This window comes from Marinifilum sp. N1E240 (assembly GCF_009295825.1).
Classification (GTDB): Bacteria; Bacteroidota; Bacteroidia; order Bacteroidales; family Marinifilaceae; genus Marinifilum_A; species Marinifilum_A sediminis.
This window is the reverse complement of record NZ_WHKF01000016.1, coordinates 13,473-26,809: the sequence shown is the minus strand read 5'-3', so window position 1 is coordinate 26,809 and position 13,337 is coordinate 13,473. Positions and strand designations below refer to the sequence as shown.

Below are 13,337 nucleotides of genomic sequence, written 5' to 3'. Positions count from 1 at the left end.
ATATTATAGTTCTATTGTTACGAAATTTACAAAATGAAACATTTTCTAATCATTACAATCCTAATTATATTAGGAGTTTCAGCCCGAGCTCAATCTTATAATGATGTCATTTCGGATTCAATTGTTATTGAATTTTTAAATGCATATTTAGATAAAATTGCTCATGAATTTAACACTGGAACTAATGATTCATTATCGTTTATTAAACAGCCAGTTGAGTTGATGAATCCTAAAAAACTTTCAAGTCAATTCACCGACTGGAATTCTCTTTTTGAAGTTGAAGGAGTTAATGTGGATTCTATATTTAGTCCACAGGATAAATTGTATATCATTCGACAAGAGCAATCCAGAAAAGAGTTTCTTTGGGTTATTAAGTACAATACATTTGATTTTAGAGATTTTGAAATGAATGAGGAGTGTTTCAGAATAAGTATGCCCTTATTTTCAAAATCGATGAATATTGTTATTATAAAGAGATATTATGATTGTGGAGAAGATTGCGGTGACGAGTGGATTTCCATTTATAAAAGAATTAATAATAAATGGAAAGAGATTTATGCTTGGGGATATATTATGTGATAATAGAAGTATGACTATTCATACTTGAAAAAGAAAGAATGTATAGATGAACTACAAGATTGAGAAAATAAAAAAGGAAGAATATTCGACTGTAGTTGATGTTTGGGAAGAATCTGTTCGGGCAACTCATGATTTTTTAAAGGAAGAGGATATAGAATATTTTAAGCCGCTGATCTTAAATACCTATTTGGATGCGGTAAAATTGAGATGTATAAAAAATGAAAATGGCAATATAATTGGTTTTAGTGGTGTTGCAGATCAGAATTTGGAGATGCTGTTCATTCATCCAAATGCACGTGGAAAGGGAATAGGAAAAGCTCTTTTGCAGTATGCTCTAAAAGAACAAAATGTAACGAAAGTAGATGTGAACGAAGACAACCCACAAGCGATTGGATTCTATGAAAAGTTTGGGTTTACTACTTACAATCGTTCCGAATTGGATTCCTCAGGTAAACCTTATCCAATACTGCATATGAGACTAGATGAATAGAGCGCAAAATAATGAATAAAGCATTCAATAAAATGTTACTTTTGCCTTTCAAACACACAACTACTAACATTAACAAGAAAGATGAGTATCGATTTTATATTTATGCTGACCAAGGATGATCAGACCATTTCTGATGCCAGAAAATATGTGAAGGAGATTGCGGCAGCAGGAGCAAAGCACATAGGATTTAAGGATATAGGTTTGTCTATTGAAGAATTAAAGAATCTTACTGAGGATTTACGAAAAGAAGGAGTAACAGTTTATTTAGAGGTGGTAAGTTTAGATGCTGAAAGTGAAAAACAATCAGCTAAAGTAGCCATGGATTTGAATGTTGACTATTTGCTGGGCGGAACAAGACCTGAGTTGATTGCTGAACTGGTGAAAGATCATTCTCTAAAATATTATCCATTTGTAGGAAAAATTGAAGACCATCCAAGTATACTTACCGGAAGTATTTCTGAAATCGCAGCACATGCTGAGCAGATTACTTCTATTGAAGGTGTAGATGGTTTGGATCTTTTAGCCTATCGATTTACAGGTGAAGATGTTCCTTTGTTGATTCAGGAAGTTTGCAACACTTCAAAAAAACCGGTTATCGTTGCAGGTAGTATCGATCGTGAGGAGAGAATTGAAGTGGTGAAAACCAAAGGAGCTTCCGGATTCACTGTTGGTACAGCTGCATTTGCTATGGAATTTCCATCGAAAAATGGAGGAGTTTCAGGTCAGGTTGAATGCATTTTAGAGATGAGCAGATAACAAGAATACTCTTCTGTCCTTAGGACATTCCACATAAAGGGGAGAATTGATTTACATTTTCAAAAAAGTCAACTTTTTGTCAACTTATTTCAGGACGAGACATCAATATAAAAAAAGCCGCTGAGTAACTTACTCAACGGCTTTTGTATTTTAATACAGATTAATTTTTATTCACATGCTTCCAATAATGCTTTAACGGCAGCTTCCAGTTGCTGGTCGTTGCCATTGTCAATTTTCCCAGGCATGTTTTTCACTTGAATTTCTGGAACGGTCTCGTTGTTTTCCAACCATTCACCTGCTTTATTTTTTGCACTAACAGGAATCGATCCCCAAAGTACGTTTCCGTTTTGCAACATTTCCCAACCTGCAAAACTACAAGTTCCAGGAACTGGCATACCAATTAGTTTTCCAATTCCTAAATCCTGATATGCACATGAGAAACAGTGACCATCGCTATAGTTAGCTTCGTTAACCATTGCTACCGATGGTTTTGTCCATCTGTATCCTGGCTCGTAACCAATTGCTCTGTCTTCAATTGCATAGGTCATAAAAGTTTCTCCGGTTAAGAACATGGTAATGTCACCTACCAAATCGCCACCGCCATTAAAACGAGTATCGATTATTACGCCATCTCTATCGTAATATTTACCCATTACTTTTTCGTAGGTATTACGGTAAGCACCATCGTTCATTCCAGGAATGTGAACGTAAGCCAATTTTCCATTGCTCAATTTGTCAACTTCTTCCTCATTCTTTTTCACCCATCTTTTGTACTGTAAATCATTTGCAGCACTGGTTGAGATTGGTTTAACAGTGATGTTTTGAGATTTTTTTGTTGTAGGATCAACAATATGCAGAGCTGTGAATTTTCCAGCTTTTCGATTCATGAATTTGGCGTAATCAACATCCTTACCAATTTTAATTCCATCGATTTGCTCTATAATCATACCTCTAGAAACCTTTAAGTTTTTCTTGTCAAGAGGACCACCTTTCATGATTTCGGCGATTTTAATTCCTTCGCCTTTGTAATCGTAGTCGATAAAAATACCCAATGATGCTGTTTTGTCTCCATTCGAAATACCACCATAATATCGAGCACCGCAATGAGAAACATTCAATTCACCTAACATTTCACCAAGCAATTGTGAGAATTCAAGATCGTTGCTGATGGATTGTAGCTTAGGTTCATAGTTTTCTTTTAGCGCATCCCAATCTACACCATGATAATTCGAAATGTAGAACATACTCTTGTTACGTCTCCAAACATGATCAAACATTTGCTGACGCTCTGCAGTTACATCAAGAGTCATTTCTCCTCGGATAGAAACAGGTTTGGTTGATTTCCCTTTTAAATCAACAGTAGAAATACTACCATTCGATAGCAGGAATAACTTTTCTTTTTTCTTATCCCATTGCAGGCTACCATTTCTTGAACCTAATTTGATCAACATTTTGGTTTCCTTAGTGCGCAACTTTGTACTCCAAAGATTGTATCCCTTCTCAAATTTAGCAAGATAGTAAAGTGTTTCACCATCTTTAGAAAGAACCGCATCAGCCAATTTCGAGGAGTGAAGCGTCAATCGTTTCTTACGATCTTTCAATTCATCCCAATCGAAGGTAAGAGTGCTGTCTTTTTTAACTTCTTCCTTTTTATCTTTCTTCTTCGATTTTTTCTTATCCTTATCCGCTTCTTTCTTAGCTTTTTCCTTTTCTTCTTTTTCTTTCTTCTCGATCTCTTTCAACAGAGCATAATCATCTTTGCTCATATTGAATCTGTCCCATGAGTCTTTCGTAAAGAACATAGTGTACACATCCATCTGACGAGAACCGCTATTGGCATAAGAACGCAAACCGTGTCTATCGCTAAACCAAAGCATTTGCTTACCACCATTTACCCAAATAGGACTTGCATCACCATAACCACTCTCGGTAAGGTTGATCATTTTTTGTTTGCCATCAGCAGCAATCAATGCAACTTCGCTATTTGCCAATACAGGTGAATATTCTACTAGCAACCACTTGCTGTCCGGGCTCCATGAAAAATACTGATCGCCATCGCCCATGTAGAACAATTGATCACCATTCATAATGGTACGGATTTTTTTGCTTTCGATATTGAAAATTTTCAATGAAGTTTTGTTCTCAATAAAAGCAACTTCTTTTCCGTCTGGAGAGAATTTAGGTTCGTAATTTTCATTTTCGTTTACGATCAAAGGCTCCTCTTTTAGTAGGGTAGAAGCGTAGAAGTAAGGTTCAGTATTGCTTACTTTTTTACTTTGATAAATTCCCCATTTGGCATTTCTTTCGCTAGCATAAATAATGCTTTCCCCATCAGGAGAAAAGCTTACAAAACGCTCTTCGGCAGGAGTTGTAGTAATTCGCTTGGTCATTTTAGCACCAACCGATGAAACAAACACTTCGCCTCTGGCAATGTATGCAATTTCCTTTCCATCAGGCGAAACAGCCATTTCTTTTACATTTCCACTAACCGAAATAATTTTTTCATTATTGCTTTTACCTTCGGTATTGATGCTTACATTTATCTTTTGCTGCTTACCATTGGTCATTGTAAACAATTCACCATTGTGAGTATAGCAAAGAGTTCCATTATTCGCCATACTTAAGTAACGAACAGGATGCATTTTGAACGCTGTGATTTGTTCTTTATTAGCTGGATTCGCCAATTCTAATTTGTGAACATTGAAACAACCACTTTCTTCGCTTAAGTAGTAGATGCTTTTTTCATCGGTACTGTAAACAGGGTTTCTATCTTCACCATTAAAACTGGTGATCATACTGTGCTTGTTGCTTTTTACATCGTATTTCCATATGTCGCGAGTAACGGCTGAAGTATGATGTTTACGGAACTCATCCTCACCACCTTTTTTATCGTGATATATCATTTGTGATCCATCTCTGCTAACCTTTACATCTTCTGCAGGAATAGTCCAAACCTGATTAATGCGACTACCACTGGCAGCTACCTGATACAATTCAGTTTGCGACCTGTGTGGATATTGACGGTGATTTACTGCATCCAATCTTTGTGCACCAAAAATTACATTCTTGTCATCACTACTAAATGTATAAGGATATTCCGATTTTGAATGATAAGTTAATCTCTTTGCTGCTCCGCCATTGGCATTCATTACGAATACATCAAAGTTTCCAAATCGCTCCGATGCAAATGCAATTTTACTTCCATTATGACTCCATACAGGCATAAAATCGTGTGCCTCGTGAAAGGTAAGTGGACGAGCTTCGCCACCATTTGCTGATACCAAGTAAAGATCTCCTCTATTGGCAAATACAATCTGTTCTCCATTTGGAGAAATCGCTGCGTAGCGTATCCATTCGGTATTTCCTTTAGCCGAGACGAATCCACATAAAAGTGCAGCGAACAAGAAAATAATTGTTCTTTTCATTTTAGTGTATGTTGTTAAAAAAAATATGGGTAAAAGAACAATTCTGTTAAATTCTTATACCCGTGGGTAAAATTAGATAAAAAAAAATACCTAACTACTGAAAGGCAGAATTAATCGGGGTTTCTTTGGTGTGAGGTGAACTTTGGTGTGTAAATTCACTTTACAAACATATAAAAATTAGAAAACAGATTTGCCAATTTTGAATTGGAATTTTCAATTGGACATTAAAAAAATCCCGAACAATATAAATTGAACGGGATTTGGAGTGTTTGTTGTTAATTCTCTTAATTGTATTTGGCTACAATTTCATCAATTTTTGATAAATCCTTTTTGATCCACGTTGCTAAGAAGTATTTGTTTGCCTCTTCCTTAATTTCCTTAGACAATTGTTTAATTCTATCGATGTTTTTTTGATCAGGAGATTGTGCCTGCAGTTTATCGTGAATTTTGATTAGATTTCTTTTACACCAGAAATAATCAGCAGGAGTCATTATTGCGTTTTGCATCATTTGATTATACGTTTCGATTGCTGCTTTATAATCTTTAAAATGATTTTGAATATGCGCTATGGTATAATAGGCGGAATTATACTTTGGTACCTCTTGTAAGTACTTTTTAGCAAATTCATAAGATTTTTCTTTATTCTCGATATTAGTATAACAATTGGCAATCTGTCTATTTTTATAGGCAGGTTCCAGAGATGAGTTTTTAAAATATTCTATTAAAGTCATATAATACTCATTGTCATGTTTCTTTCTTTTATTAAAGTTCTCTTTATGCCATTTGTAGTAAGCTAATTTGCTATTTAAGTCTATTTGAGTTTGGCTAGCTTTAGCTTCTTTAAAAAGGGATACTTTTTGCGTGCTAATATCATATTCTAAAAATCGTCCTAAACCAGCTAATTGTTCTGCATACGAAAAATAGATTTTATTATTGGTATTGTCTAGAATACAGCTTTTTACAGTCATATCATTGTTAATGCCATTATTATATGGATCGTGTTGCAGATGATAATATTCGGTAGAAGAAATCATTTGATATGCCTTTTCGGTTAAATCACTGTTATCCAACTTTTGATTTAACTCGTTTAACTTATCTTCTCGCGCAATATTCGAATCACCATGCATGTTAATAGGACTGTATTTAAATCGTCCTTTATCCGATAAAGAAAGATTGGTGACGGCGACCATATTGTCCTTCATTTTGTTTTTAATGAATTCACCGCGAGTAAGTTCATACATTGCTCCCGAATGATCTTTCTTACTGCCAACCGTAATGAACCATGCGTGAGTACTGTAATCTTTGAACAATTCATCTACTTCCGATAATTCATCTGCATTTTCCAATACCTGTCTTAGTTTATAAGGTATTGGTATGTCTGTATTATAGTCATTGCTCTCTTTTCCTTCTGGAACTGGACATCCATTCATGTTAATAGACATGCTTAAACCGTTGTGATTCATGCCAGTGTAGGCTCCAGGGTAACTAACAAAGGTTAAGATACTGGTTGGGATTTTTCCTTTGCGGTGATAATTTACAATTAAAGGATAATGAGTAAATATTTCAATATCGGGCCAGTCCAGATTTCGTCCATGAACAATTTCATTTTCATTTCTTAATACAAAGGAGGTACAACTGATATCAAAAAATATCTGAGGGAAATATGCTATGGTTTTAATTTCTCTTAGATTCAAATCACAGCCATCAGCCATACCTTCCAATTCTTCAAGAAATTCTTGAGGCATTCTTTTTTCAATCTTCCTAATCTTAGATTTTAAGACCCTATTGGCAATCCATTTTTTTAAGAAAAATTTGCCTACGAAAGAATCTACTATGCTGTCTACTTTAACATTCAAATCAAGAATTTGATCGTTCATAAGTACGCCGTATTGTAAGCCCATTTCATAGGATTCACCTTTTACTGTTAAAAAGGATACGCCTTCCTTCATAAACATACTACCTTCATGAAAGGTACGTATTCCATTGTTTTCCTCGTACTTGTATTCCTGTGCAACTAGAATTACAGTGAAGAAAAATAGAAGAAGGGTAAAAATTGATTTTTTAAAGTTCATAGGATTGATTTTTATATTGTAAATGTAAAATTAGTTAAAAAAAATATGTTATGCTATATAAGTAGCAATTAGTGTTTTTGTGATAAAAAAAAAGCACGGATTATCCATCCGTGCTTGAGTAGTTTTATTAGAAGTTAATTATCTCCTAAAATTTATAATTTATTTTACCCATTCGACGACTTCTTCCATAGGAAAACGCGATTGTGGAAATGGTGAATCTTCTTTTTTATAACCAAAAGCTACCATCGCAGCAACACCAAGTTTATTAATATCAACAACACCTTCAGTGGCTAAAATTTCTTCTACTTTTGTTCGGTCGAAACCTTCAATAGGACAAGAGTCTATTCCTATTTGAGCTGCTGCAGTCATCATATTCGCGAATGGAAGGTAAACTTGTTTACAAGCCCAGTCAAAAATTTTACGATCATCTGTTAAATCAAATTCGTTTTCCATAAATCCTTTAAAGAACTTCAATTTCATTTCTTCGACATCAGTAGGTAATTTGTCTACCTCTTGCGATTTGTATTTTAAATAATTAGAGCCTACGCGCATTTCGTTTCCTTTCCTAGCCAAAAGAATCACAAAGTGGCTTGCCGTGGGCAATTGTTTTTGTGCACCCCAACTTGGTTCCATTAACTTCTCACGTAATTCCATATTTTGTACTACCACAAATTTCCATGGTTCCCAACCAAATGAACTTGGTGATCTTCTTCCCACTTCCAGAATAAACTCAAAATCCTCATCAGAAATTTTTTGACTAGCTTCAAACTCTTTTATCGCACGTCTGTATCCATGTGCTTTTAATATTTCTTCTTTTCTCTTTTGCATGATTCTTCTATTTTATCATTACTTGCCAAAAGGATCTGAGAATGCTTTTTTGGTACAGAGCCTTTTATGCTTACATTCTTTACAAGAATTGGTACAAATATATTTTATATATACTTTTGTATCAAGTACATACTTTTTTGATATATAGTACCTAAAAAGATAGTATTGTTGATTATGAGTAAGATACACTATTGTGAAAAATAAAATATGACTAAAAAAAGATTAGATTCACCCATTTGTGCATTGGATTATGCATTTCGACGAATAGGCGGAAAACATAAAGGGCGCATTTTATGGTATATCCATACTGAAAACAATGTATTAAGGTATGGTGAGCTAAAAAAAATGATACAAAATATTACGTCTAAAATGTTGACCCAAACCTTAAGAGAATTGGAGGAAGATAAGCTAATTAATAGGAAGGTATATCCTGTAGTACCTCCAAAGGTTGAATATTCTCTTACCGAAACAGGCGCAGAGTTAATTCCATTTATTGATCACCTGGGAGCTTGGGCAAGACAAAAAATGGAAGAGGAGAATCAATAAACTGAATCATTCAATTAGTTTTAATATGTGCGAATCAATAAAGAAATACCCATTTCGAGAAGATCTGAAACTAGAATTTGAAATTTTAGATCTTTCTGAAATTTTCAATTCCAAAAAGCATATGATGACTGTTCCTCACAGAGCGCAATTTTACCATGTGCTTTGGATAGAAAAAGGGGAAGGAACACACTTTGTTGATTTTAATCCAATTGAGATAAGGGATAATTCCATAATTTTCATCCCACAGAATTGCGTAAACCTATTCGATAAAAGTGGAAGCTACAAGGGAAAAACGATTCTTTTTACGGATAGTTTTTTTTCGAAGAACAATCAGGACAGGCAATTTTTACATTCTAGTATTTTATTTAGCGATCTTTATGATATTGCCAAAATAAAGGTAGATCCGATAATCTCAGAAATAAGCGTACTTGTTAATGCATTGGAGACAGAATACCAAAGAACTGCAGATGATTCCCATTATCTGATTCTTCATAATATTTTGCATGTTCTATTATTACAGTCGGAACGTGAATTACGTAAACAAGGATTTAAAGAATTGAAAGCCAGTGCAAATCTTGATTATTTGATATTATTTAAAGATTTGTTGGAACAGAATTTTAGTAATGAAAAGGCTGTAAAAAGTTATGCCTCTCAGTTGAGTATTTCGGAGAAGCAATTGCATAAAGCGACTACCAACTTACTTGATAAAACTCCTAAACAAATAATTGATGAACGTGTTTTATTAGAAGCAAAACGTTTATTGGTTCACAGTAGAATGAGTATTAAAGAGGTTGGCTATGAGCTTGGTTTTAATGAGCCAACCAATTTTATAAAATACTTTAGGAAACATGTTTTTACAACTCCATCAGAATTTAGAGAGCAATTTTAAGTAAATAATCTACTTTGGAGTAAATGTATCATACTAGGGAGTAATCTTACCTTTATCTGCCATTCTTTTCACCTCATCTTTGCATTGTACTTAAAAATTAAAATAATGCGAAAATTATTCATCATTACAGTATTAACAATAGCCTCATTTGTAGCATGTGAGGCAGATAATAACGAGGTTAAAATGGAAACATCAAACAAACAAAAAGTTGTTGAGCTTTTAAAAAGCATCGAAACTGGAGCAACAGAACCAATTGCTTACATTAATCCGAATAAATACATTCAGCACAATCAAGCTGTAGGGGATGGTTTGGCAGGATTTGGAGCTTTACTACAGAAGTTGCCCGAAGGCAGTGCAAAAGTAAATACAGTGCGTGTTTTTGAATATGGTGATTATGTGATTGCACATACTGATTACAATTTTTTTGGTCCAAAAATCGGAATAGATATTTTTCGTTTCGAAGATGGATTGATTGTTGAGCACTGGGATAACTTGCAAGAAAAAGTTACTGAAACTGCATCTGGGCGTAGCCAGATTGATGGACCTACCGAGGTGAAAGATCTTGATAAGACTGAAGAAAATAAGAACATGGTTAAGAGTCTATTGAATGATGTATTTCTTGGTGCGAATCCAGATAAAATCACAGATTATATTTCGACAGAACAATACGATCAGCACAATCCTGGAGTAAAAGATGGATTAGTGGGATTAGGAGAAGCTTTGACAGCTCTTGCCGAGGCTGGCATGCCAATGGTTTACGAAAAGAATCATATTGTTTTGGGCGAGGGGAATTTCGTGCTATCTGTATCCGAGGGTATTTTCATGAAAGAGAAAGTCGCATTCTACGATATTTTCAGAATAGAGAACGGCAAAGTTGTTGAACATTGGGATACCATTGAAAAATTGATTCCTGAATCAGAGTCTCAAAATAAAAATGGAAAATTCAATTTTTAAGAGAGATATTGGTTGATACATAATATTTTACCCTTTGTATTTATACGAGGGGTATTTTTTTATAGGATGAACTCTCGAAAATAATCTAATAAACATCCCTATTTTATTGCGTTTTGGCACAATATATGTTATTTGTTGCAGCGTTACAAAATCAAATAATAACGTAAAATAATTACATATGAAAAAAAGTATCATCATATTATTGGCATTGGTTCTGAGCTTAAATGTTATGGCTCAATCTCAAAAGAATTTTATTGATCAAAATTACATTGAGGTGAATGGAGTAGCCAAAATGGAGATTGTTCCAGATGAAATTTATCTAAACATTGTTTTGGATGAAAAAGCTACGAAAAATAAGGAAAGTATTGAGGAGTTGGAACAACAAATGTATGTTGCTCTTGAGAAGGCTGGAGTAAATTTGGAAAAGCAGTTAGCAGTTTCCGATTTCGCTAGCAATTTAAAATTTCACTTGTTCAAAAGAGCAAATGTTCTAAAATCGAAAGTATTCGAACTTGTGGTTCATGAATCGAATACCCTCGCTAAAGTATTTGCCGAATTAGAGCAAATTAAAATTTCGAATGTGAGTATCGTTAGAACGGCTCATTCCGAAATTGAAAAATACCGACGACAGGTTAAAGTGAATGCTGTGAAAGCAGGAAAGGAAAAAGCTGAAGCTTTAACTGAAGCTTTAGGACAGCAATTGGGAAAAGCGATTTATATCAATGAAACAGGCTCGAGATATCAAAATGATTATGCCAATACAGCTATTCGTATCAGAGGTGCTTCAAGTTTAGGAAAAGTAAAAATGCCATCGTTGGATTTCGAAAAAATTAAACTGGAATATACTGTGCAATTGCGTTTTGCCTTGTAATAAATTTATTTAAAAATTTTCATGGAGATCGTTGTGTTTTATGCAAGTTGGAGGACGGCATATTACTCAATGTTCTCTTTGATATTTGAAGATGTGCAGCTTTTTAGCTGCATTTTTTGTGACTGAATTTTATCGATAAACGAATTTTTTGTTCTTTTGTGAAAATTTAAATTACAATTTTATCGATGTTGAAGATTATTGCATACATTCTTACACCAATATTTTATATTTTATTTTTCCTTTTATTGGTCATTTTTCATCCAATACAGGTAATAAGCTTAAAGCTGTTTGGCTATCAAGCTCATAAGAATTCGGTTGATGTTCTAAACTTTTTCCTTATGCGACTGGTAGGAATTTTAGGTGTTAGAATTACATACGAGGGCAAGTTAAATTTGCCAAATAATCGTCCTATCATAGTGGTATCCAATCATCAGGGAACCTATGATATTCCCCCAATTGTTTGGTTGTTTCGTAAACATCATCCAAAGTTTATTTCAAAAATTGAATTGGCGAAAAATATTCCCAGTGTTTCCTATAATCTTCGCCATAGTGGTGCAGCCTTAATCGATAGAAGAAATAGAGCACAGGCAATTCCTGAAATTTATAAATTAGGAGAATTGATTGCTAAGAATAATTATGCAGCCTGTATTTTTCCAGAAGGAACCAGAAGCAAGACTGGAAAGATGAAGAAGTTTAAAGCTGGTGGTATAGAGACCTTATTAAAAGCGGCTCCAAATGCTTTAATTGTTCCTTTTGCCGTCGACGGAAATTATAAAATTGAAAAAAGAGGAATGTTTCCGTTGTGTATTGGTCAGAGAGTAAAGTACAGTATTCTTGATCCAATTGAAACAAAAGGGAAAACTGCAACCGAAGTTACTGAAGAAGCTGAGCAAGTGATTCGCAAAAAGTTAAATCAATAATTGATGGATAATTCTGTAAAGACGGCACTGGTAGTTGAAGGAGGCGCGATGCGAGGAATTTTTGCCGCAGGTGTTCTAGATACTTTTATAGAAGAGAATTTTAATCCGTTTGATATGATACTTGGGGTTTCTGCAGGATCAATTAATGCAGCAGCTTATTTATCTAAGCAAAAGGAAAGGAATCTTAAAGTTTTTACCGATTATTCATTACGACCGGAATACATCAGTTGGAAGAAATTTCTTAAAGGCGGGCATTTAATGGATTTGGATTGGTCCTGGGATATTACAACCAAAGAATTACCAATTAATACAGATGTTTTATTTGAAGATAATCCTGATTTTGAGATTGGTGTAACTATGAATTCAGATGGTAGATCTGTGTTTATTAAGCCAGATTCAGACACATTAAGTCATGTAATGAAAGCCAGTTGCACTGTACCACTTTTTTATCGTAATTTTCTTGAAATAGATAATCAAATCGTTTCTGATGGTGGTGTTTCTGCTCCAATACCAGTAAACAGAGCTATAGAGAAAGGTGCAAATAAAATTATGGTAATTCGATCGCGTCCTCATAGTTTTAGAATGGAAAAAGGGATGGAATCAAAACTCGCCAAGCTTTTATTTCGGAAGCATCCAGGATTGGTAACTGCTCTACAGAAACGTCCTGAAACATATAATTCATCAATAGATTTTATTGAAAATCCACCTAGTGGAATTGAAATGATTGATGTTAGTCCACCAGAAACATTCCAGACAAAACGTTTTACTCAGGATTACGATATGTTAATGAAAGATTACCAATTGGGATTACAGGCGGGTAGAGATGCTATCCAAAGTTGGAATCAGTAGAACGATTATCTAAATTTATCCGATTTTTTCAGAAATTTCAATAAAGCTATTAAACCTTTTCTTGTTTTTATAGTCTATGGTAAGATATAGAACCAGGCTTTCTTATTTCTTATCGGGGAAATGTTAATAAATATCTAAAATGCACTTTTGGTAAATAT

At 34.3% G+C, this 13,337-nt stretch carries 12 protein-coding genes; 9 read left to right on the top strand and 3 right to left on the bottom strand.

Annotated elements, in window-relative coordinates; translation table 11 throughout:
* The first annotated feature begins 33 nt into the window (after positions 1-33).
* From GCQ56_RS19480 to GCQ56_RS19465, 3 genes are all read left to right on the top strand, one after another.
* The gene (locus tag GCQ56_RS19480) at positions 34-579 is read left to right on the top strand and encodes a hypothetical protein (protein ID WP_152736215.1); all 546 of its coding nucleotides are present in this window, start codon (positions 34-36) and stop codon (positions 577-579) included.
* A gap of 46 nt (positions 580-625) precedes the next feature.
* A complete protein-coding gene (locus GCQ56_RS19475; RefSeq protein WP_152736214.1) occupies positions 626-1,069 on the top strand; it encodes a GNAT family N-acetyltransferase in 444 nt (147 codons plus the stop codon).
* An 81-nt stretch (positions 1,070-1,150) separates the two neighbouring features.
* The gene (locus tag GCQ56_RS19465) at positions 1,151-1,825 is read left to right on the top strand and encodes a 4-hydroxythreonine-4-phosphate dehydrogenase (RefSeq protein ID WP_193323850.1); all 675 of its coding nucleotides are present in this window, start codon (positions 1,151-1,153) and stop codon (positions 1,823-1,825) included.
* Between the two features lie 167 nt (positions 1,826-1,992).
* Here GCQ56_RS19465 and GCQ56_RS19460 read toward each other — a convergent pair whose 3' ends face one another.
* The 3 genes from GCQ56_RS19460 to GCQ56_RS19450 all read right to left on the bottom strand — a co-directional run bounded on the left by GCQ56_RS19460 (position 1,993) and on the right by GCQ56_RS19450 (position 8,150).
* On the bottom strand, positions 1,993-5,250 hold the full coding sequence (locus GCQ56_RS19460) for a S41 family peptidase (RefSeq protein ID WP_152736212.1): 3,258 nt from the start codon (positions 5,248-5,250) through the stop codon (positions 1,993-1,995).
* A 284-nt stretch (positions 5,251-5,534) separates the two neighbouring features.
* Positions 5,535-7,322: a C45 family peptidase gene (locus GCQ56_RS19455; RefSeq protein WP_152736211.1), complete on the bottom strand. Its 1,788-nt coding sequence runs from the start codon at positions 7,320-7,322 to the stop codon at positions 5,535-5,537.
* 159 nt (positions 7,323-7,481) lie between these two features.
* Complete coding sequence (locus tag GCQ56_RS19450) at positions 7,482-8,150, bottom strand: NAD(P)H-dependent oxidoreductase (protein ID WP_152736210.1); 669 nt, start codon at positions 8,148-8,150, stop codon at positions 7,482-7,484.
* 207 nt (positions 8,151-8,357) lie between these two features.
* Here GCQ56_RS19450 and GCQ56_RS19445 point away from each other — a divergent pair, with 207 nt between their 5' ends.
* The 6 genes from GCQ56_RS19445 to GCQ56_RS19420 all read left to right on the top strand — a co-directional run bounded on the left by GCQ56_RS19445 (position 8,358) and on the right by GCQ56_RS19420 (position 13,179).
* Positions 8,358-8,696, top strand: a complete 339-nt coding sequence (locus GCQ56_RS19445) for a helix-turn-helix domain-containing protein (RefSeq protein ID WP_152736209.1) — start codon at positions 8,358-8,360, stop codon at positions 8,694-8,696.
* Positions 8,697-8,721: 25 nt separating this feature from the next.
* On the top strand, positions 8,722-9,585 hold the full coding sequence (locus GCQ56_RS19440; protein WP_152736208.1) for a helix-turn-helix transcriptional regulator: 864 nt from the start codon (positions 8,722-8,724) through the stop codon (positions 9,583-9,585).
* A gap of 105 nt (positions 9,586-9,690) precedes the next feature.
* A complete protein-coding gene (locus GCQ56_RS19435) occupies positions 9,691-10,539 on the top strand; it encodes a hypothetical protein (protein ID WP_152736207.1) in 849 nt (282 codons plus the stop codon).
* A gap of 178 nt (positions 10,540-10,717) precedes the next feature.
* On the top strand, positions 10,718-11,410 hold the full coding sequence (locus GCQ56_RS19430; protein ID WP_152736206.1) for an SIMPL domain-containing protein: 693 nt from the start codon (positions 10,718-10,720) through the stop codon (positions 11,408-11,410).
* 185 nt (positions 11,411-11,595) lie between these two features.
* Positions 11,596-12,330, top strand: coding sequence for a 1-acyl-sn-glycerol-3-phosphate acyltransferase (locus GCQ56_RS19425; RefSeq protein WP_152736205.1), 735 nt, complete (start codon positions 11,596-11,598; stop codon positions 12,328-12,330).
* 3 nt (positions 12,331-12,333) lie between these two features.
* Positions 12,334-13,179 carry a patatin family protein gene (locus GCQ56_RS19420; protein ID WP_152736204.1) on the top strand — a complete coding sequence of 282 codons (846 nt, stop codon included), beginning with the start codon at positions 12,334-12,336 and terminating at the stop codon, positions 13,177-13,179.
* Positions 13,180-13,337: the final 158 nt, after the last annotated feature.

Bases quoted from the DNA above. Each gene is read 5' to 3' on its own strand.
- GCQ56_RS19480 (WP_152736215.1), top strand. From the start codon at position 34: ATGAAACATTTTCTAATCATTACAATCCTAATTATATTAGGAGTTTCA.
- GCQ56_RS19475 (WP_152736214.1), top strand. From the start codon at position 626: ATGAACTACAAGATTGAGAAAATAAAAAAGGAAGAATATTCGACTGTA.
- GCQ56_RS19465 (WP_193323850.1), top strand. From the start codon at position 1,151: ATGAGTATCGATTTTATATTTATGCTGACCAAGGATGATCAGACCATT.
- GCQ56_RS19460 (WP_152736212.1), bottom strand. From the start codon at position 5,250: ATGAAAAGAACAATTATTTTCTTGTTCGCTGCACTTTTATGTGGATTC.
- GCQ56_RS19455 (WP_152736211.1), bottom strand. From the start codon at position 7,322: ATGAACTTTAAAAAATCAATTTTTACCCTTCTTCTATTTTTCTTCACT.
- GCQ56_RS19450 (WP_152736210.1), bottom strand. From the start codon at position 8,150: ATGCAAAAGAGAAAAGAAGAAATATTAAAAGCACATGGATACAGACGT.
- GCQ56_RS19445 (WP_152736209.1), top strand. From the start codon at position 8,358: ATGACTAAAAAAAGATTAGATTCACCCATTTGTGCATTGGATTATGCA.
- GCQ56_RS19440 (WP_152736208.1), top strand. From the start codon at position 8,722: ATGTGCGAATCAATAAAGAAATACCCATTTCGAGAAGATCTGAAACTA.
- GCQ56_RS19435 (WP_152736207.1), top strand. From the start codon at position 9,691: ATGCGAAAATTATTCATCATTACAGTATTAACAATAGCCTCATTTGTA.
- GCQ56_RS19430 (WP_152736206.1), top strand. From the start codon at position 10,718: ATGAAAAAAAGTATCATCATATTATTGGCATTGGTTCTGAGCTTAAAT.
- GCQ56_RS19425 (WP_152736205.1), top strand. From the start codon at position 11,596: ATGTTGAAGATTATTGCATACATTCTTACACCAATATTTTATATTTTA.
- GCQ56_RS19420 (WP_152736204.1), top strand. From the start codon at position 12,334: ATGGATAATTCTGTAAAGACGGCACTGGTAGTTGAAGGAGGCGCGATG.